Origin of the sequence: Pseudoxanthomonas sp., from assembly GCF_036845285.1 — a bacterium.
Taxonomy (GTDB): Bacteria; Pseudomonadota; Gammaproteobacteria; order Xanthomonadales; family Xanthomonadaceae; genus Pseudoxanthomonas_A.
Genome location: NZ_DAIUEE010000010.1, coordinates 13,466 through 31,264 on the forward strand (window position 1 = coordinate 13,466; position 17,799 = coordinate 31,264).

Annotated in this window: 17 protein-coding genes; 6 read left to right on the forward strand and 11 right to left on the reverse strand. The window is 67.3% G+C overall.

Going from position 1 to position 17,799, the window contains the following annotated elements; translation table 11 throughout:
• The first annotated feature begins 471 nt into the window (after positions 1–471).
• Entirely contained in the window at positions 472–846 is a 375-nt protein-coding gene (locus V7060_RS12760; RefSeq protein ID WP_334179628.1) for a hypothetical protein, read from the forward strand.
• 21 nt (positions 847–867) lie between these two features.
• Here the strand turns inward: V7060_RS12760 and V7060_RS12765 are convergent, their stop codons facing one another.
• Together V7060_RS12765 and V7060_RS12770 are read right to left on the reverse strand one after the other, a co-directional pair.
• A complete protein-coding gene (locus V7060_RS12765; RefSeq protein ID WP_334179629.1) occupies positions 868–1,404 on the reverse strand; it encodes a pseudouridine synthase in 537 nt (178 codons plus the stop codon).
• Between the two features lie 68 nt (positions 1,405–1,472).
• Positions 1,473–2,342: a methyltransferase gene (locus tag V7060_RS12770; RefSeq protein ID WP_334179630.1), complete on the reverse strand. Its 870-nt coding sequence runs from the start codon at positions 2,340–2,342 to the stop codon at positions 1,473–1,475.
• Positions 2,343–2,485: 143 nt separating this feature from the next.
• On the opposite strand from V7060_RS12770, the gene V7060_RS12775 reads away from it, so the two are divergent.
• Positions 2,486–3,514 carry an NADP-dependent oxidoreductase gene (locus V7060_RS12775; protein WP_334179631.1) on the forward strand — a complete coding sequence of 343 codons (1,029 nt, stop codon included), beginning with the start codon at positions 2,486–2,488 and terminating at the stop codon, positions 3,512–3,514.
• A gap of 95 nt (positions 3,515–3,609) precedes the next feature.
• On the opposite strand, the gene V7060_RS12780 is transcribed toward V7060_RS12775, so the two are convergent.
• From V7060_RS12780 to V7060_RS12790, 3 genes are all read right to left on the reverse strand, one after another.
• Positions 3,610–6,315: a bifunctional acetate--CoA ligase family protein/GNAT family N-acetyltransferase gene (locus V7060_RS12780; RefSeq protein ID WP_334179632.1), complete on the reverse strand. Its 2,706-nt coding sequence runs from the start codon at positions 6,313–6,315 to the stop codon at positions 3,610–3,612.
• A gap of 67 nt (positions 6,316–6,382) precedes the next feature.
• Positions 6,383–8,092 carry a bifunctional isocitrate dehydrogenase kinase/phosphatase gene (gene aceK / locus V7060_RS12785; protein ID WP_334179633.1) on the reverse strand — a complete coding sequence of 570 codons (1,710 nt, stop codon included), beginning with the start codon at positions 8,090–8,092 and terminating at the stop codon, positions 6,383–6,385.
• A 29-nt stretch (positions 8,093–8,121) separates the two neighbouring features.
• The gene (locus tag V7060_RS12790; protein WP_334179634.1) at positions 8,122–9,000 is read right to left on the reverse strand and encodes a LysR substrate-binding domain-containing protein; all 879 of its coding nucleotides are present in this window, start codon (positions 8,998–9,000) and stop codon (positions 8,122–8,124) included.
• Positions 9,001–9,109: 109 nt separating this feature from the next.
• On the opposite strand from V7060_RS12790, the gene V7060_RS12795 reads away from it, so the two are divergent.
• Entirely contained in the window at positions 9,110–9,334 is a 225-nt protein-coding gene (locus V7060_RS12795; RefSeq protein WP_334179635.1) for a hypothetical protein, read from the forward strand.
• A gap of 103 nt (positions 9,335–9,437) precedes the next feature.
• Here V7060_RS12795 and V7060_RS12800 read toward each other — a convergent pair whose 3' ends face one another.
• From V7060_RS12800 to queF, 6 genes are all read right to left on the reverse strand, one after another.
• The gene (locus tag V7060_RS12800; RefSeq protein ID WP_334179636.1) at positions 9,438–9,785 is read right to left on the reverse strand and encodes a gamma-glutamylcyclotransferase family protein; all 348 of its coding nucleotides are present in this window, start codon (positions 9,783–9,785) and stop codon (positions 9,438–9,440) included.
• Between the two features lie 99 nt (positions 9,786–9,884).
• A complete protein-coding gene (locus V7060_RS12805) occupies positions 9,885–12,116 on the reverse strand; it encodes an NADP-dependent isocitrate dehydrogenase (RefSeq protein WP_334179637.1) in 2,232 nt (743 codons plus the stop codon).
• 553 nt (positions 12,117–12,669) lie between these two features.
• Positions 12,670–12,825 carry a hypothetical protein gene (locus V7060_RS12810; RefSeq protein WP_334179638.1) on the reverse strand — a complete coding sequence of 52 codons (156 nt, stop codon included), beginning with the start codon at positions 12,823–12,825 and terminating at the stop codon, positions 12,670–12,672.
• A 150-nt stretch (positions 12,826–12,975) separates the two neighbouring features.
• Complete coding sequence (locus V7060_RS12815) at positions 12,976–13,455, reverse strand: hypothetical protein (protein ID WP_334179639.1); 480 nt, start codon at positions 13,453–13,455, stop codon at positions 12,976–12,978.
• Positions 13,456–13,489: 34 nt separating this feature from the next.
• On the reverse strand, positions 13,490–13,810 hold the full coding sequence (locus V7060_RS12820; RefSeq protein WP_334179640.1) for a LysM peptidoglycan-binding domain-containing protein: 321 nt from the start codon (positions 13,808–13,810) through the stop codon (positions 13,490–13,492).
• A gap of 108 nt (positions 13,811–13,918) precedes the next feature.
• Positions 13,919–14,737 (reverse strand): NADPH-dependent 7-cyano-7-deazaguanine reductase QueF, encoded by an 819-nt coding sequence (gene queF, locus V7060_RS12825; RefSeq protein WP_334179641.1) that lies wholly within the window; start codon positions 14,735–14,737, stop codon positions 13,919–13,921.
• Between the two features lie 264 nt (positions 14,738–15,001).
• Between queF and V7060_RS12830 the strand changes: the two genes are divergently transcribed.
• The 3 genes from V7060_RS12830 (at position 15,002) to V7060_RS12840 (ending at position 17,698) form a co-directional block, all read left to right on the forward strand.
• The gene (locus V7060_RS12830) at positions 15,002–15,424 is read left to right on the forward strand and encodes a protease inhibitor I42 family protein (RefSeq protein ID WP_334179642.1); all 423 of its coding nucleotides are present in this window, start codon (positions 15,002–15,004) and stop codon (positions 15,422–15,424) included.
• Positions 15,425–15,554: 130 nt separating this feature from the next.
• The gene (locus tag V7060_RS12835; protein ID WP_334179643.1) at positions 15,555–16,835 is read left to right on the forward strand and encodes a lytic murein transglycosylase; all 1,281 of its coding nucleotides are present in this window, start codon (positions 15,555–15,557) and stop codon (positions 16,833–16,835) included.
• A complete protein-coding gene (locus tag V7060_RS12840) occupies positions 16,832–17,698 on the forward strand; it encodes a D-hexose-6-phosphate mutarotase (protein ID WP_334179644.1) in 867 nt (288 codons plus the stop codon). Before V7060_RS12835 ends, V7060_RS12840 begins: the two co-directional genes overlap by 4 nt.
• Positions 17,699–17,799 lie beyond the last annotated feature (101 nt).

Here is a 17,799-nt window from a genome sequence, read left to right on the forward strand (position 1 = left end):
TCGCGGGAAGGCTTCACTCGGCGCGGCCCGACGACCCCTGGAGCGCCCAGGCAACGCACCGGGCAAAGCCCCGCGGCACGTAGCGTGCGCCATGCGCACGACCGCATGAACCCCTATCGCAGCACCCGGATACCACCGCTCGATTCCACATCGCGGATCGTGCGCATGGCGCACGCTACGTGTCCGTTCAGCCGCTGCTGCGGCGCATGCTCCACTCGGCGTGGCCCGACGACCCCTGGAGCGCCCAGGCAACGCACCGGGCAAAGCCCCGCGGCACGTAGCGTGCGCCATGCGCACGACCGCATGAACCCCTATCGCAGCACCCGGATACCACCGCTCGATTCCACATCGCGGATCGTGCGCATGGCGCACGCTACGTGTCCGTTCAGGTGGGGGGCGCCGAACTAACGCCGCGTAAACACCGCCGCCAAGACACTGGCGGCCTACCCACATCCTTACAGGGAAGGTCCCATGAGCAAGCTGACCACCATCACCGACCGCGCGCTGGAACTCGCCAGCCAGGCCGGCACCAGTCTCAAGCATGCCGTGCCGAGCGCGGACAGGCTGCTGCAGACCGGCGCGGCGCTGGGTGTCGCCAAGACCGGCGGCAGGCTCGCGGTGAACTTCGTGCGGCGCAATCCCGCCGTTGCGGTGGCCACGGGCATCGGTGTCGGCCTGCTGGCGCTGGTGGCCTACCGCAAGCGCAAGCAGGACCAGGCGACGGGCGCGATCGAAGGCAAGTCGCGCCGCGTGGAAGCCCGCAAGGTCAACGGCAAGGCGTCCAGTGCGCGCAAGACCGGCACGCCGCGCAAGCCGCGCAGCACCGCCCGCTCTGCGGAAAGTTGATCCGATGCGATCCGCGCGCGCTCAGAGCGCGCGCCATGTCCCAGGGGCGAGATCGCCCAACAGCGTGCCGCCCATGGCGGCACGTACCAGTCGCAGGGTGGGCAAGCCCACCGCTGCGGTCATCCGCCTGACCTGACGATTGCGTCCCTCGGAGATCGTCACCGACAACCATGCATCGGGTACCGATTTGCGGAAGCGCACGGGCGGATCGCGCGGCCACAGGGCCGGTGCCTGATCCAGCCGCGCTACCGTCGCCGGCCGTGTCGGCCCGTCGTTCAACGTCACGCCGCGACGCAGCGTATCCAGTTGCGCGTCCGTCGGTGCACCTTCCACCTGCACCCAGTAGGTTTTCGGCTGCTTGTGGCGCGGGTCTGTCAGCCGGTTCGCCAACGTACCGTCGTCGGTCAACAGCAGAAGCCCTTCGCTGTCGTAGTCCAGGCGGCCCGCGGCATACACGCGCGGCGGCAGGCCGAACTCCGCCAGCGTGCGCCGCGGCGGATCGCTGCGGTCGGTAAACTGGCACAGCACGTTGAAGGGCTTGTTGAACGCGATAAGCATGGACGATCAGCAAACGGCAGCGCCACACCCCGGGACGGGATGTGGCGCGATCGGGCGGCCGTGATGGCTCAGTGGTGCGGTTTCACGAACCGCAGTGTCATGCGGTCGCTTTCGCCGATGGCCTGGTACTTCGCGCGCTCGGCTTCGGGATGCTTGTTCGACGGCGGCAGCGTCCACACGCCGTCCGCATAGTCCTTCGTGTCCTTCGGGTTGGCGTTGACCTCGCTCTTCGCGTCGAGGCGGAATCCCGCCGCTTCGGCCAGCGCGATGACCTGGGCTTCGCTGACATAGCCGGTGTCGTCGTCCGCAGCCACGTCCTGCGTCGCGCGGTGTTCCACCACGCCCAGCACGCCGCCCGGCTTCAGCACGGTGAAGAAGCCCTTGAACATCCCTTCGGCCTGGCTGGCCTTGCGCCAGTTGTGCACGTTGCGGAAGGTCAGCACGACGTCGGCGGAGTCGGCCGTGCCGAAGACCGGCGCGGCCGGGTCGTACTTCACCACGGTGGCCTTGTCGAACTGCGCGGGACCATCGGCGAACTTCTTCTGCAGGCCATCCAGTCCGCGCTGATAGTAGTTGCGGCTCTTCTCCGCCACGCTGGCCGGATCGACCACGGCGGCGACGTAGGTGCCGTCCGTCTTCAGGTACGGCGCGAGGATCTCGGCGTACCAGCCGCCACCGGGCGTGATCTCGACCACCGTCTGCGTCGGCTTCACGCCAAAGAACGACAGCGTCTCCTCCGGATGGCGATAGATGTCGCGCGCAACGTTCTTTGGATCGCGCCAATCGCCTTTCAGGGCGGCATCGAGCGCGGCGGCGTCCGCGGCCGGCAGCGCCTGCGTGGCACCGGCCGGCTTGGCCGGCGAAGCGGCGAACGAGGACGGCGAAGCCGCGAGTGCGGCCACGAGCGCCAGGGACAGCGGAACAATACGGATCGTCATGTGTCAGCCCTCCAGAAAGGTGGGCGGAGCCTAGCACGCAGCATGTTCAGCCCGCATGGCGGCCGCCGCGCGCCGGGCACGCTTCATCGCATCCGCACGCGCCATGGCTAGACTGCAGGCATCGACGACACCGGAGACGATGCATGGGTACCCATGACGCAGACCGCAACACCCGCATCGTGCTGGCGGCGCGTCCGCTCGGCGAACCGACGGCGGAAGATTTCCGTCTGGAGCAGGCGCCGTTGCCGACCCCCGCCGATGGCCAGGTGTTGCTGCGCAACCGCTACCTGTCGCTGGACCCGTACATGCGTGGGCGCATGAATGCCGGGCGCTCGTACGCGAAGCCGGTGGAGATCGGCGAGGTCATGGACGGCGGCACGGTGTCGGAGGTGATCGATTCGCGCCACCCCGATCTGCACCCCGGCGACATCGTGCTCGCGCATGGCGGGTGGCAGACGCATGCCATCGCCGATGGCAGGACGCTGAAGCGCAAGCTGGACGCGCGCGTCGCGCCATTGACCACCGCGCTGGGCGTCTACGGCATGCCCGGCTTCACCGCGTACACGGGCCTGCACGAGATCGGGCAGCCGAAGACGGGCGAGACCGTCGTGGTCGCCGCCGCCAGCGGGCCGGTCGGCGCGACCGTCGGCCAGATCGCGAAGCTGCAGGGCGCACGCGCGGTCGGTATCGCCGGCGGTGAGCGCAAGCGCGCCTACCTGCAGGACGAGCTCGGCTTCGATGTCGCGCTGGACCATCGCGCGCCGGACTTCGCCGCGCAGCTGCGCGCCGCATGCCCGGACGGCATCGACGTCTACTTCGAGAACGTCGGCGGCGCGGTGTTCGATGCCGTGGTGCCATTGCTCAACGATTTCGCCCGCATCCCGGTCTGCGGACTGGTGGCGCACTACAACGACAAGGCGCTGCCGGCCGGACCCGACCGCATGGGCTGGCTGATGAGCCAGATCCTCACCCGCCACCTGACCGTGCGCGGCTTCATCCAGCACGATTTCATCGCGCTGTACCCGCAGTTCCTGCGCGAGATGGGGGACTGGCTCGCAGAAGGGAAGATCCGCTACCGCGAGGATCTCGTCGATGGACTGGAAAACGCGCCGCGTGCGCTGATCGGCCTGCTGCGCGGGGAGAATTTCGGCAAGGTGGTGGTGAAGCTCTAGACCGTCATCCCCGCGAAGGCGGGGACCCAGCGACTTGAACGCGCGAAAGCGAAGGCACTGGGTTCCCGCCTTCGCGGGAATGACGAGCAAGCGCATCATGCCGCCGGCGGCACCGGCAAACTGACGTTCATCAGCGTGGGATCGTCCACGTCCGGCTTCACCTTGAAGCCCAGGCTTTCGCACATCGCCAGCATGGTGCGGTTCTCGCGCAGCACCTGGCCCTCGATGAGCGTCAGGCCCTGCCACTGCGCGTACTCGATCATGATCTGCATCAGTTTCCAGCCGATGCCGTGGCCCTTGAGGTCCGAGCGCACCAGGATGCCGTACTCGCCTTTCTCGTAGTTCGCATCGGCATGCAGGCGCACGGCGCCGAGCATCTCGTGCGTGCCGGGATGCACGGCAACGAGCGCGATCGAGCGTGCGTAATCGAGCTGGGTCAGGCGGGCGATGAATTCATGGCTGAAGTGGCGCACCGACTGGAAGAAGCGCAGGCGCAGGTCTTCGTCGGTGATGTGCGTGAAGAACTCACGGAACATCGCGTCGTCTTCCGGCCGCACCGGCCGCACCAGCGCGGGCTGGCCGTCGGCGAGCAGGATCGTGCGCTCCCACTCGGTCGGATACGGGAAGATCGCGAAGCGCGGATGGCCGCGGCCCTTGTGCAGCGCGCGACCGTGCGCCACCGCGATGCGCGCGTCGACGGCGACCACGCCGTCGCGGTCGGCCAGCAGCGGATTGATGTCGAGCTGCTGGATCTCCGGAATGTCGGCGGCCAGCTGCGCCAGCTTCACCAGCACCAGAGCGACGGCGCGCTCGTCGGCCGCCGGGACGTCGCGGTAGGCCTTCAGTACGCGCGAGACGCGGGTGCGCGCGATCAGTTCGTGCGCCAGGCGCAGGTCCAGCGGCGGCAGTGCCACCGCCTGGTCGTTGATGACTTCCACGGCGGTGCCGCCGCGGCCGAACGCGATGACCGGGCCGAACACCGGATCGTCGGCGATGCCGGCGATCAGTTCGCGCGCCTTCGGTCGCAGCAGCGTGGGTTGCACCAGCACGCCTTCGATGCGCGCCTCGGGCCGGCGTTCGCGCGCGCGCTGCAGGATGCCGGCGGCGGCTTCGCGCACGGCGTTCGCGTTCGGCAGGTTGAGTCGCACGCCATCGACGTCGGATTTGTGCGGGATGTCGGGCGACAGGATCTTCACCGCGACCGTGGTGCCTTCGGCCAGCAACGGCGCGGCGATGCGCGCGGCGTCATCGGCATCGAGCGCGCGCCACAGCGGCGCCATGGGAATGCCATATGCGGCCAGCAACTGCGTGGTCGCCAGGGGATCCAGCCAGGTGTGGCCGGCATCGAGTGCGGCATCGACCAGTGCGCGCGCCACGCCGACATCGGGGCTGAAGTCCTCCGGCAGGCTGGGCGGCGTTTCCATCAGCGCCGCCTGCACCTCGCGGTGGCGCACCAGGTGCATGAAGCCGGCGACGGCATCGGATTCGTTGGGATAGCGCGGGATCTGTGCGGCGTCGAGCACGGCTTCGGCCTGCGGGTCGTTGCCCAGCCAGACAGTGAAGACCGGCTTTCGCGCGCCGTGCGCCGGCCGCTGCGACAGCACGCGGGTGACCGCATGCGCGGCTTCCGATGACGACGACAGCACCGTCGGCACGTTGACCGCGAGCAACGCATCGTTCTCCGGATCGGCGAGCAGCGCTTCGATCGTCGCGGCGTAGCGGTCGGCGTCGATGTCGGTCAGCAGGTCGACCGGGTTGGTCCGCGACCAGCCCACGGGCAGGATGCGGTCCAGTGCATCGCGGGTGGCGTCCGACAGCGTCGCCAGGGTGCCGCCCTGTTCGTACAGATGGTCGACGGACAGCGCGCCCACGCCGCCGCCGTTGGTCAGGATCGCCAGGCGCCGGCCGTGGAACGGGCGCACCTGTCCCAGCGTGCGCGCGGCGGCGAACAGTTCATGCAGCGAGCGCACGCGCAGCAGGCCGGCGCGACGGAATGCGGCGCCATAGACCGCGTTCGGCCTGGCCAGGTTCTGCGTGTGCGTGCTGCCGGCCGGCGTGACTTGCGCGTCGCCGCCGTGGCCCGACTTCACCACGACGACCGGCTTGGTACGCGCCGCTGCACGTGCCGCCGACATGAACTTGCGCGCGTCGCGGATCGTTTCCACGTACAACAGGATCGCGCGGGTGCGATGGTCGGTGGCGAAGTAGTCCAGCAGATCGGCGAAATCGACATCCAGCGCATCGCCCAGCGACACCACGGCGGAGAAGCCGACCGGCTGGCTCATGCTCCACTCGACGAGGCCGCCGGAAATGGCGCCCGACTGCGAGATCAGTGCCAGGTCGCCGGCCTTCGGAAAACGGCTGGCGAGGCTGGCGTTGAGCCGTGCGTGCGGCGCGATCACGCCCAGGCAGTTCGGGCCGAGTACGCGCAGGCCCTTGTCGCGCGTCAGTGCTTCCAGCTGCGCCGCCGGTGAGCCGGGACCGCTGCCCATGGCGGCGGTCAGCACCACGACCGCGCCGGCGCCTTTTTCCGCCGCTTCTGCCGCGAGTTGGGGCACGGTCGCGGCCGGCGTGGCGATCACCACCAGGTCCGGCGTCCACGGCAGGTCGCGCAGGGAACGCACGGTCGCCACGCCGTCCATCGGCTGCGGATGGCGGTTGACCAGGCCGATGTGTCCCTCGAAACCGGCGGCACGCAGGTTCTCGACCACCGCGCGCCCGACCGAGCGCGCCCGCGACTGGCTGCCTACCACCGCCACGGCGCGTGGCCGGAAGATCGAATCGAGGCGGTAGGTACTCATGCGGGGACGTGGCTCTGCGGATGCCGGCAAGGGTAGCGCGTGGCGCGTGGTGTCGGCATGCGCGCGATCACGCCAGCTTCAACGCATCCGGATACGGCGCAGTATCCGGGTAATCGCCGGCGGCGAGGTGCGACTGGAGGTCGCGCCACCACGCGGGGCGGAACAGTTCGCCATGCATGGCCTTCAGTGCCTTCGCCTGCGTATCGGGCAGGCCGAGGAACTGCGGGAAACGCTCGGGGAAGACATCGCCTGCGTCCACATGGAACCAGGGGCCATCCGACATCTGTTCCTCGTACGTGGTCGGCTGCGGCCAGTCGCGGAAGCGGCAGTCGGCGACCAGCCGAAGCTCGTCGTAGTCGTAGAACACCACGCGGCCGTGGCGCGACACGCCGAAGTTCTTCAGCAGCATGTCGCCGGGGAAGATGTTGTTGCGTGCCATGTCCTTGATCGCCTGGCCGTAGTCGAGCGCGGCGATGCGCGCCGCCTCGGCCTTCTGCTCGCGCAGATACAGGTTCAACGGGCGCAGGCGCCGCTGCACGTAGCAGAGGTGGATGACCAGGTCGTCGCCGTCCTCGCTGAGGCTCTGCCCGCAGCTTTCGCGCAGTTCCCGCAGCAGTTCAGGCGAGAAGCGCGCGCGCGGGAAGCGCAGGAAGCGGAACGCCTGGGTGTCCAGCAGCCGGCCGACGCGGTCCAGGTGGAACACCAGGTCGTACTTGTCCTCGACATCCTGCCGGCTCATCGCCTTCGGATAGGCGAAGCGGTCGCGGATCACCTTGAACACCAGGGGATAGCTGGACAGGGTGAACACCGCCATGACCATGCCGGGGGTGCCGTCGGCATGCACCAGCCGCTCGTCTGGATGCGCGTGGAAGTGATGGAAGAAGGTGCGGTAGCGTTCGGTCTTGCCCTGCTTGGCGCGACCGAGCACCGTGTAGATCTCGTCGATGGGCTTGCCGGGCAGCAGCGAACGCAGGAACACCACCGCATCGCCGACGGTCGCCAGGTCGGCATGGAAATAACTGCGCGAGGTGCCGAACAGGTGCGCCACGTCGCCGCGATGGGTCAGCACCGCTTCCGCCTTCAGCTGGCCGCCCTCGTTGACCAGTGCGATGACGCACGGCGAGAACCGGTGCTCGCCGAAGACGCGCCCGACCAGGTAAGCGCGACGCTCGCGGTAGAACACCGTATCCAGCAGTTCGATGCCGCGCACCGGATTCGCACCCCAGTGCGCCAGGTCGTCCTGCAGGCGTACCGCGATCGCCGCGGCGCAGCGCGTGCGGTGCGCGTAGGGCACGTCGAAACGGTAGTCGCCGAGCATCCGCGCGAACGTATCGGTCGGCCGCTGCTCGGAGACGGCATAACTGTGGCGCGCGACCGGATGGGTGATCGCATCGGTGGGTTCGACGTCCAGCGCGACGAACTCCAGCGCCGGGTCCACGCCACGGGTACGGAAGAACCGCCGGCTCAGCGTGTTGTAGAAGGTCTTGTAGAGCTCGCGGTCGATCTGGCCGCCGATCAGGTGTTCGAAGGCGGCACGTGCCGCGATCCACGGCGCGCGATCGTGCGCGCGCCCGAGCAGCGTGGACTGCAGGCGCAGCGCGCACTCGGCGATGCACTGGTCGTACAGTTCGATGCGTTCGACGGCGTCGGCGCGCGCGCCGGCCCAGTCCATCGTCTCGAAGCGGATCTTGGCGCGCCGCGTGATCTCTGCGAACCGCGCGTGGTAGTCCGCGAAGGCGTCATGGATCAGGCGGGCGATGGCGTCGGGCGCGACCATGCGCCGATGTTAGCCGCCGCACGCTGGAGTCATCGCTCCACCGCGATGCCGGCCTGCTCCAGCAGCCAGCCGCGCACCTTGCGGAAGCCCGGATGCGACAGGCTGCGCTCGGGATAGACCAGGTAGTGCGCGAAGTCGGCCTGCAGCCGCTTCTTCGTCAGCGTCACCAGCCGGCCCGCCTTCACCAGCGGCTCGGCCAGCGTCCAGCGCGCCAGTGCCACGCCGACACCCTGCGCGGCGGCCTGGTGCAGGGTCTCGGTGTCGTCGAACTGCGCCACGTAGCGTGCCGGCGCCTGTCCGCCGAAATGCTCGAACCAGTCCTTCCAGCGATTGGCGGGGTCGCCGAGCAGCGGCAACGTCGCCATCTGGTCCGGCGTCGGTTTGCCGTGCTGCTTCACCAGCGTGGGACTGGCCACCGGCGTGATCCATTCGTGGAAAAGGAATTCCGCGTGCACGTTCGGCCAGCGGCCGCCGCCCAGGCGCAGCGCCAGATCCACCGGCTCGCGTTCGAAGTCGACCACGTGCGTGCTCGACTGCAGGTTGAGGCCCAGTTCCGGATGCGCAGCGAGGAAGGCCGGCAGGCGCGGCACCAGCCACGCCGTGGCCATCGACGGGATCAGGCTGAGCGTGACCGTGTGGTCGTTGCGCAGCGTGGCGCGCCGCAGTGCGTGCTCGATGGTGTCGAGCGGGCCGGAAATCGCATCGAACAGGCGCTGGCCGTCCGGCGTCAGTTCCACCCCGCGCGGCCCGCGTGCCAGCAGCTTGTGGCCCAGCCGCTGTTCCAGCAGCCGCATGCGGTGGCTCAGCGCACTGACGGTGAGGTGCATGGCCTCCGCCGCGCGCGTCAGGTTGCGCAGGCGCGCAGCGGTGACGAAAGCGTCGACCTGGTCCAGCGGCAGCCGGCTCATCTTGAATCCACCTCAAGGCTGGGTTGCGGAGCTTTCGCTTTTTCAGGCTCGATGATGCGCCTACCTTGTCACTCCTTCAAGCCGGATACCGGCGCAACGGAGTCGTCGCATGCAGACCGAGATCAGGAAGCAGTGGTGGCAGCAGCTGGGTGGCATGAGCCAGGGCATGTTGTTCCTGCAGGGCCATGTCGCTCACCCCGGCACCCCGTCGCCAGAACCCACCCACCGGCACCACGCCCACGATGCGGCAGGCCAGGCACGTCATCGCGAAGCGATCCAGCGGCTCAGCGCGCGGCGGCTGCGGGCGATGACCTCGTTGTCGCTGTTCCGGTGAGGCAGCGGTTCCCTCGTTTGTGGGAGCGACGTCAGTCGCGAACAGGTTGCCACGGCGGTTCATCGCGACTGACGTCGCTCCCACACCGATTCCCGCGCTGGACTCAGGCCTTCACGTACACCCAGGCCTCGCGCCCGGATTTCAGGCGCACCTGGACACGCGTGTAGTCGGCGACCTCGTAGCGGTCCGCCGCAGCGAGCTCGTCGGCGCTGATCCGGAATACGGTACCGGCGACTTCATCGGATGGCTCGCCGCTGGGACTGACGATGGGATGGACGCGTTCGCCGCTGGCGGCGAGCACGTCGGGATCGGTGATCTCCACGATCGTCCGCGCGTATCCGGTCATCGCATCCGGTTCGCCGTCGAGCCGGCGGCCGAACGAGGACCGCTGCACGCTTTCCAGCTGCAGCGTGCCGTACGAGAACAGCAGGAGGTCGCGTGGATCGGTCATGGCGGCGTCGCAGTGATCAGGGCAGCGGTGGCATGCTCGTGGAAAACACGACGCCCGGCACAAGGCCGGGCGTCGGATGGTGCGGAAAAGCGGTGGACCTCAGGCCGACAGCGTCGCCAATGCGTCGTTGAACGTCTTGCTGGGGCGCATCGCGGCGGAGGTCTTCGCCAGATCGGGGTGGTAGTAGCCACCGATGTCGAGCGCCTTGCCCTGCGCGCCGTTCAACTCGCCGAGGATCGTGGCTTCGTTGTCGGCCAGCGTCTTCGCCAGCGGCGCGAACTTCGCCTTCAGTTCGGCATTGTCGTCCTGTGCGGCGAGCGCCTGCGCCCAGTACAGGGCCAGGTAGAAATGGCTGCCGCGGTTGTCGAGTTCGCCGACCTTGCGCGCCGGCGAACGGTTCTCGTCCAGGATGCGGCCGTTGGCCACGTCCAGCGCGTTCGCCAGCACCTTGGCCGGCGTGTTGAGGTAGCGCTGGCCCAGGTGTTCCAGCGACGCGGCCAGCGCGAGGAACTCGCCGAGCGAATCCCAGCGCAGGTAATCCTCTTCCAGGAACTGCTGCACGTGCTTGGGCGCGGAGCCGCCGGCGCCGGTCTCGAACAGGCCGCCACCGGCCATCAGCGGCACGATCGACAGCATCTTGGCGCTGGTGCCGAGTTCCATGATCGGGAACAGGTCGGTCAGGTAGTCGCGCAGCACGTTGCCGGTCACCGAGATGGTGTCCTCGCCCTTGCGGATGCGTTCCAGCGACACCTTCATGGCGTCGACCGGCGGCAGGATGCGGATGTCCAGCGCGTCGATGGTGTAGTCCTTCAGGTACCGCTCGACCTTGGCGATCACCTGCGCATCGTGCGCGCGGTCCTTGTCCAGCCAGAAGATCGCCGGCGTCTTGCTGAGGCGTGCGCGGCCGACGGCCAGCTTCACCCAGTCCTGGATCGGCGCGTCCTTGGTCTGGCACATGCGCCAGATGTCGCCAGCCTCGACCTTCTGTTCGAACACGACGTTGCCCGTGTCATCGGTGACGCGCACGGTGCCGTCGGCCGGGATCTGGAAGGTCTTGTCGTGGCTGCCGTATTCCTCGGCCTTTTGCGCCATCAGGCCGACGTTCGGCACGCTGCCCATCGTGGCCGGGTCGAACGCGCCGTTGGCGCGGCAGTCGTCGATCACTGCCTGGTAGATGCCGGCGTAGCAGCGGTCGGGGATGACGGCCTTGGTGTCCTGCAGCTTGCCTTCGGCGTTCCACATCTTGCCGGAGTCGCGGATCATCGCCGGCATCGAGGCGTCGACGATCACGTCGCTCGGCACGTGCAGGTTGGTGATGCCCTTGTCGGAGTTCACCATCGCCACCGCGCCGCGATCGGCATAGACGGCCTGCAGGTCGGCCTTGATCGCCTCCTGCTGGTCGGCCGGCAGCGCGCCGAGGCGCGCGTACAGGTCGCCGATGCCGTTGTTGGCGTCGAAGCCGATCTGTTCCAGCACAGCCGCATGCTTGGCCAGCGCGGCCTTGTAGTACTCGTTGACCACCACGCCGAACATGATGGGGTCGGAGACCTTCATCATCGTGGCCTTGAGGTGCAGTGAGAACAGCACGCCCTTGGCCTTGGCATCGTCGATCTGCTCGGCGATGAAGGTGGCCAGCGCCTTGCGGCTCAGCGACGCGGCATCGACGATCTCGCCCGCCTTCACCTTCACCTTGTCCTTCAGGACGGTGACCGCGCCGTCGGCGGCGACCAGTTCGATCTTCAGCGCGCCGTCGGCGGCCAGTGTGGCCGACTGCTCGCTGCCGAAGAAATCACCGGCGGGCATGTGTGCGACGTGCGACTTCGAGTCTGCGCTCCACGCGCCCATGCGGTGCGGGTGCTTGCGGGCGAAGTTCTTCACCGACAGCGGCGCGCGGCGGTCGGAATTGCCTTCGCGCAGCACCGGATTCACCGCGCTGCCCTTGACCTTGTCGTAGCGCGCCTTGGCGTCCTTTTCCTTCTCATTCTTCGGCTCATCCGGGTAGTCCGGCAGCGGGTAGCCCTGCGCCTGCAGTTCCTTGATCGCGGCCTTCAGCTGCGGCACCGAGGCGCTGATGTTGGGCAGCTTGATGATGTTGGCTTCCGGCTGTGTCGCCAGCTGGCCGAGTTCGGCCAGGTCGTCGCTGATCTTCTGCGCGTCGCCGAGGTACTCGGGAAACTGCGACAGCAGGCGGCCGGCGAGCGAGATGTCGCGGGTTTCCACCGCGATGCCGGCGGGCGCGGTGAACGCTTCGACGATCGGCAGCAGCGACTGGGTGGCGAGGAACGGGGCTTCGTCGGTCAGGGTGTAGATGATGCGGGGCGTATCCGACATGGGGATCAGGACTCTCGACAAGGGGCGATGGGGAATTCAGCGCGCCATTGTCGCGCGCCATCGCACGCAGGGCAAAACGAGGGGGTATGGACGGCGTATTCCGGCCGCTCAGCAGGACTCCTTGAGGACAGAAACCAAGACGAGAGTGCTGAAGGGGAGGCGCAGGCACCAGCCGGAGTGTCTTTGCATAGGCTGGGATAGGGGGCGAGGAGCGGGGCTAAGTCCCGCTCCTCGCTGTGCGACTCAAGGCTGCGCTCAGCGGAGCGTGCAAGCGAATGAGAAGTACGGCATGTCCCTAGCCGATGATGCGCCAGGCGAACACGTCGACACGATTGGCGCAGTCGACGTGACGGCTGCAGTAACGTCGGAAAAGTCCGCCTTACCACCGGAGACCATCTGCACTTCGGACGTATTGAGTTCTCTCATGTATTCCAATCCTTATGGCTGAATACCACACTGGGACTGCTTGAACATCCCTAGATCAAGTATGCGTAGCGACTGAAAGCGAGCTTGGATCGCGCCACTCCCGCCTTCAGTGTCTCCGCTTTGGGATTCACCGGAACATGCCAGGCGCAAGCATCGCAACTTTCTGCAGGAAGGTTTTCTCCTGCACGAGTTTCTCAGTTGAGTCGACCCTGACTGTCATACCGGAGAAATCGGCCTTGCCTCCAGAAACCAAAGCTACCTCGGATTCGTTCAGAACTTTCATTGCCATTCCTTGGTTATGTCCCTCAATGGGACGAGGCAGTTTCGCAGCCTTGCTCGTGATGGACTACTAACATTCGCAAAAAAAGCGGGCGTGGATTTCTCCACGCCCGAGCTTGCCCCACATGCGTGGGAGAGAGACTTGTCCTGCGGATTACTTGACCTCGAACTCCGTCACGCCGGCCGACGTGCCGTTGAGCGTGGCCTCGAACTTGTACTTACCGGCCGGCAAGCCATCAGGCTTGGAAATGCTGAAGGTTGCTACACCTGGACCAGTGGTGTTGAGCGTCTTGGTTTCCTCGCTCACCGTCTGGCCATCCTGGAACGTCCACTTCGATGCCAAGGTCGCACCGTTGGCGGCGCCGTCTGTGGCGACCGAGGCGTAGATGGTCTCCTTGGGCGCGAAGGTCGTGGCGGCCGTGGTGACCTTCTGCTCGGCATCGACGGCGTTGCCGAGTGTCACGCCGGTGACGTTGATCGTGAGCGGCGCCGCTTCAACCGGTGCGGGGGCCGGAGCCGGTTCCATGGCGGAAGGCGGCGCGACCACTGGCTCTTCCTTCTTCTTGCAGCCGACGAGGGCAACGGTTCCCACCAGCGCGGCGGCGAGGGCATAGGTGATGCGATTCTGTTTCATGGATTCGGTTCCCTGTGAATGAAGTGGAATGCGCTTAGGCGCTGGTAGGCTTCGACGGAAGTTTGATGACTTGGCCCGGAAAGATGCGATCCGGATCGTCGATGACGTCACGGTTGGCTTCGAAAATCTGCTTCCAGGCGTTGGCGCTGCCAAGATGCTCTTTCGCGATTTTCGACAGCGTGTCGCCTTTCCCGACCGTGTAAGTGATCTCATTGGCAGGCGTCACATCCTGGACGTTGCCGGACACGACAAAACCTTCTTGGACATTCGAAAAATCTGGTGCCTGCTTGACCTCGCCGGACGTAGCGAAACCTTCTTTGACGCCTGAGAAGTCCGCTTTCTTTTCTGTACTCATTGCATCCACCCTTCCTGGCGGGCTGTGGGATGCGAGCAGCGTTGCACGCGCCCTGTTAAGAATCCATAGCGCGGATGTGAAAACGACTCTATTGTTACGTAGGTAACTTTACTGGCGTAAGTCGCGCTTCAGGAGCGGCGCCTTCATGTCCGCCGTCGCCCGCCAGGGATTGATGTCCAGGCCACCGCGGCGGGTGTAGCGCGCCTCGACCGAGAGCGAGGCCGGACGGCAGTGCGCGCTCAGATCGTGAAAAATCCGTTCGACGCACTGCTCGTGGAATTCGGCGTGGTCGCGAAAGCTGACCAGGTAGCGCAGCAACTCCATACGGTCGATGCGCGGGCCGCGGTAGGCGATCACGACGGTGGCCCAGTCCGGCTGGCCGGTGACCGGGCAGTTGGATTTCAGCAGTTCGGACGACAGGGTTTCCTCGACGTCCGTCTCCGGATCGGCAGCGAGGAATTCGGCGCGCGGCGGACCATAGTGGTCGATCTCCACGTCCAGCCCGTCGATCGATTCGCCCTCCGGTGCGTCCGTCATCGGCGGCAGGCCGAACACCACCTGCACGTCCGCACCGGCACGCGCCGACAGGTCGGTGGCGATGCGTTCCAGCACGGCCGCGTCGCTGTTGAAGCGGGTGCTGTTGAGCGAGTTGAGGTAGAGCTTGAGCGACTTAGATTCGATGAGGCATGGCGACGTGCAGGGTACGGTCAGCGTGGCGGTCGCCACGCGCGGTTTGCCGCGGGCGTCGAGCCAGCTGAGTTCGTAGCCGTGCCAGCGGTCGTGGCCGACGAAGGGCAGGGCATCGGCGGCGATGCCGATCTCGTCGCGCGCACCCTGGCGCGGGATGGGGAACAGCAGGGTGGGGTCGTAGTGCGCGGGATACGCGACCTCGCGACCCAGCGAGGAATCCTGGGGGGTGTTGTTCATGCCGCCATTTTACGGACGGGCCGCAGGGCCTGATACCGCTTATGACCCCTACCGCACCGATCCTGCGAACGTGCGCAGCAAGGAAGAGCGAGGGCGCGTATGTCGATCATGCGGCGCCGCGCGGCTTGGCCTGACGGCCAGTCAGGCGCTGCGCCACGCGACACCCCTGACGGCCATCGGACAGCCATGCGGTAGGGGTCATAAGCGGTATCAGGCCCTGAAGCCGGGGTGTATAACGGCGACGTCTCCAGGGAGGACGCGACCATGCGATCACTGCTGCTGCCCGGCCTGTGCGTGCTGCTGTCTGCCTGCGCCAACGACCCCGCCAGCGGCGGCGGTCCGCCGCCGGCGACGTTGCCGGACGATGGCCTGGTCCGGCCCCATGGCGAAGGACCGGTGCCGATGCGGGTGGGGCAAGTTCTCGAGATCGCGCTGATGGCCAATGCCAGCACGGGTTACCAGTGGGAGTTCACCTCGGACGGCGCGCCCGTGCTGGCCCGCACGACCGGCCCGGCCATGCCGCCGCCGATGGACACGCAACCCCCGATGCCGGGTGCGCCTGCCCTCGCGCGCTGGTGGTTCCGCGCCGAGACGCCGGGTGAGGCGACGGTGAGGATGGTGTATCGGCGATCGTGGGAAACGGTGCCGCCGGTGGAGGTGGTGGAGTACCACGTGATCGTTCGCTGATTGCAGATAGCGTCTCTGTCGTCGCGAACACGATGCGCGGCGTCAGCGCGTCGTGCCACGACGTGGCGGCTTGGCTTCATTGTTCCGGCAAGGCAAAGTGGCCGCTCCCCCGAAGGCCAGGGAGGCCGTCATGACCTCGCACGAATCCGTTCTCTGGCTGGCGTTGATCGCTGCAACGCCGGTCGCGGCGCAGACGCCACCCGCGCCGCCCGCGCCCATCGTGCCGCCGGTCGTGGTCCCTGCGGCCGATCCTGTCTTCACCACCTGCATGACCAGCCTGCGCGGCGTCGCCGAGAAGCAGGGCATCACGACGACCACGTTCGACACGTACACGAAAGAACTGGCCGCCGACATGAGCGTGCTGGACCTGCTCGACGCGCAACCCGAGTTCACCACGCCGCTGTGGGACTACCTGGCGGCGCTCGTGGACGACCAGCGCGTGGCGGACGGGCAGGCCATGCTGACGACGCATGCCGAGCTGCTGGGCCGGGTATCGCAGGCCTACGGCGTGGATCCCGCCACCGTTGTCGCGGTGTGGGGCGTGGAAAGCGACTACGGTCGTGTGTTCGGCAAGCGGCCGCTGCTGGTATCGCTGTCCACGCTGTCGTGCTTCGGTCGGCGCCAGGCGTTCTTCCGCGGCGAGTTTCTGACCACGCTGAAGCTGCTGCAGGCAGGCGACGTGCGCGCCGACGGGTTGAACGGTTCCTGGGCCGGTGCGTTCGGCCACACCCAGTTCATGCCCAGCACCTACCAGCGCATCGCCGTCGACTTCGATGGCGACGGTCGCCGCAACCTGATCGACAGCATTCCCGACGCGCTGGCCTCGACCGCCAACTACCTGGTGAAGTCCGGCTGGCGGACGGGCGAACCGTGGGGCTACGAAGTGACATTGCCAGCCGGTTTCGATCTCGCGCAGGCCGGTCGCACCAACCGCAAGCCACTGACCCAGTGGGTGAAGCAGGGCATCGCCCGCGTCGATGGCCAGGCGTTGCAGGCCGACGACCGCAATGCCGCGGTGCTGGTGCCGACCGGCGTCGCGGGTCCGGCGTTCATCGTGTTCAAGAACTACGACGCCATCTATTCCTACAACGCGGCCGAGAGCTACGCACTGGCCATCGCGCTGCTTGCCGATCGCCTGCGTGGCGGCAGCGGGCTGGTCGCTGCATGGCCGACGGACGATCCCGGCATCGGTCGTCCACAACGACGTGAACTGCAGACGCTGTTGCTCGCACGCGGCCATGCCATCGGCACGGCGGACGGCATGATCGGGACGCAGACGCGGCGCGCCATCGTGGTCGAACAGCAGCGGCTGGGGCTGTTGCCGGCGGATGGCCGGGCCGGTACGAAGATCCTTGCGGCGCTCAAGGCTGAAGGACCGCCGGTGGCGCCACCCGCGGCGGTCAAGCCGTGAACACGCTTCCCGATGGCGTGACCCGCGAGACCTGGCAGGGGATCGACGTACTGCGCGTGGAGACGCCGTTCTCTGTCGCCCGCATCAGCCTGCACGGTGCGCAGGTGCTGTCGTTCGTCCCGACCGGCTTCGATGATCTGCTGTGGGTGTCGCCGACGACCGCGCTGCCGCCGAAGGCGATCCGCGGCGGCGTACCGGTCTGCTGGCCGTACTTCGGCAAGCAGGGACAGCCGGACGATGCCGTCCAGCACGGCCATGCACGCATCTCGCGCTGGCTGTTCGCTGAGGTGAAACGCGACGCAGACGGCAGCGTCGCGCTGAAGCTCGCACTGCCGCTGCGCGACGGCGTGCCGCTGGAGCTGCAGATGTCGCTGCACATCGGGCGCGAACTGCGGCAGAGCATCGATACCCTGCATCGCGGCGATGCGCCGTACCGGCTGACGCAGGCGCTGCACACGTACTTCCGTGTCGCCGATGCCATGCAGGTACGGATCACCGGCCTGGATGGCTTGCGCTACGACGACAAGTACGACGGCGGCACGAATGTGCAGTCCGGAGACTGGTCGCTGCACGACCCGCGCGATCCCGGCCGCAGCGATCGCATCTACACCGGCACGGGACACCGGTTCGACCTGCGCGATCCGGCCGGCGGTCGCCGCATCCGGCTGGACACGTTCGGCTGCCGGTCGCTGGTGGTCTGGAATCCGGGCGAAGCGGGTGCCACCGCCATCGCCGACATGCCCGATGACGGCTGGCGGACGTTCGTCTGCCTGGAGGCAGCGAATGCCAGCGACGATGCGATCGAGCTGGAACCCGGCCAGCGGCATCGGTTGAGCCAGGTGGTTTCGGTGGCCGCACTGTAGAACCGACCTGTGGGAGCGACGTAAGTCGCGATCGCACTCTCGCCGCCATGCGCTGCCCACCGTGCGCAACTGGGCCAGCCATCGATAACCGAACATCGTGG

Bases quoted from the DNA above. Each gene is read 5' to 3' on its own strand.
- V7060_RS12820 (WP_334179640.1), bottom strand. From the start codon at position 13,810: ATGAGTACAGAAAAGAAAGCGGACTTCTCAGGCGTCAAAGAAGGTTTC.
- V7060_RS12835 (WP_334179643.1), top strand. From the start codon at position 15,555: ATGACCTCGCACGAATCCGTTCTCTGGCTGGCGTTGATCGCTGCAACG.
- V7060_RS12810 (WP_334179638.1), bottom strand. From the start codon at position 12,825: ATGAAAGTTCTGAACGAATCCGAGGTAGCTTTGGTTTCTGGAGGCAAG.
- V7060_RS12765 (WP_334179629.1), bottom strand. From the start codon at position 1,404: ATGCTTATCGCGTTCAACAAGCCCTTCAACGTGCTGTGCCAGTTTACC.
- V7060_RS12795 (WP_334179635.1), top strand. From the start codon at position 9,110: ATGCAGACCGAGATCAGGAAGCAGTGGTGGCAGCAGCTGGGTGGCATG.
- V7060_RS12800 (WP_334179636.1), bottom strand. From the start codon at position 9,785: ATGACCGATCCACGCGACCTCCTGCTGTTCTCGTACGGCACGCTGCAG.
- queF (WP_334179641.1), bottom strand. From the start codon at position 14,737: ATGAACAACACCCCCCAGGATTCCTCGCTGGGTCGCGAGGTCGCGTAT.
- V7060_RS12815 (WP_334179639.1), bottom strand. From the start codon at position 13,455: ATGAAACAGAATCGCATCACCTATGCCCTCGCCGCCGCGCTGGTGGGA.
- V7060_RS12790 (WP_334179634.1), bottom strand. From the start codon at position 9,000: ATGAGCCGGCTGCCGCTGGACCAGGTCGACGCTTTCGTCACCGCTGCG.
- V7060_RS12830 (WP_334179642.1), top strand. From the start codon at position 15,002: ATGCGATCACTGCTGCTGCCCGGCCTGTGCGTGCTGCTGTCTGCCTGC.
- V7060_RS12760 (WP_334179628.1), top strand. From the start codon at position 472: ATGAGCAAGCTGACCACCATCACCGACCGCGCGCTGGAACTCGCCAGC.
- V7060_RS12775 (WP_334179631.1), top strand. From the start codon at position 2,486: ATGGGTACCCATGACGCAGACCGCAACACCCGCATCGTGCTGGCGGCG.
- aceK (WP_334179633.1), bottom strand. From the start codon at position 8,092: ATGGTCGCGCCCGACGCCATCGCCCGCCTGATCCATGACGCCTTCGCG.
- V7060_RS12805 (WP_334179637.1), bottom strand. From the start codon at position 12,116: ATGTCGGATACGCCCCGCATCATCTACACCCTGACCGACGAAGCCCCG.
- V7060_RS12770 (WP_334179630.1), bottom strand. From the start codon at position 2,342: ATGACGATCCGTATTGTTCCGCTGTCCCTGGCGCTCGTGGCCGCACTC.
- V7060_RS12780 (WP_334179632.1), bottom strand. From the start codon at position 6,315: ATGAGTACCTACCGCCTCGATTCGATCTTCCGGCCACGCGCCGTGGCG.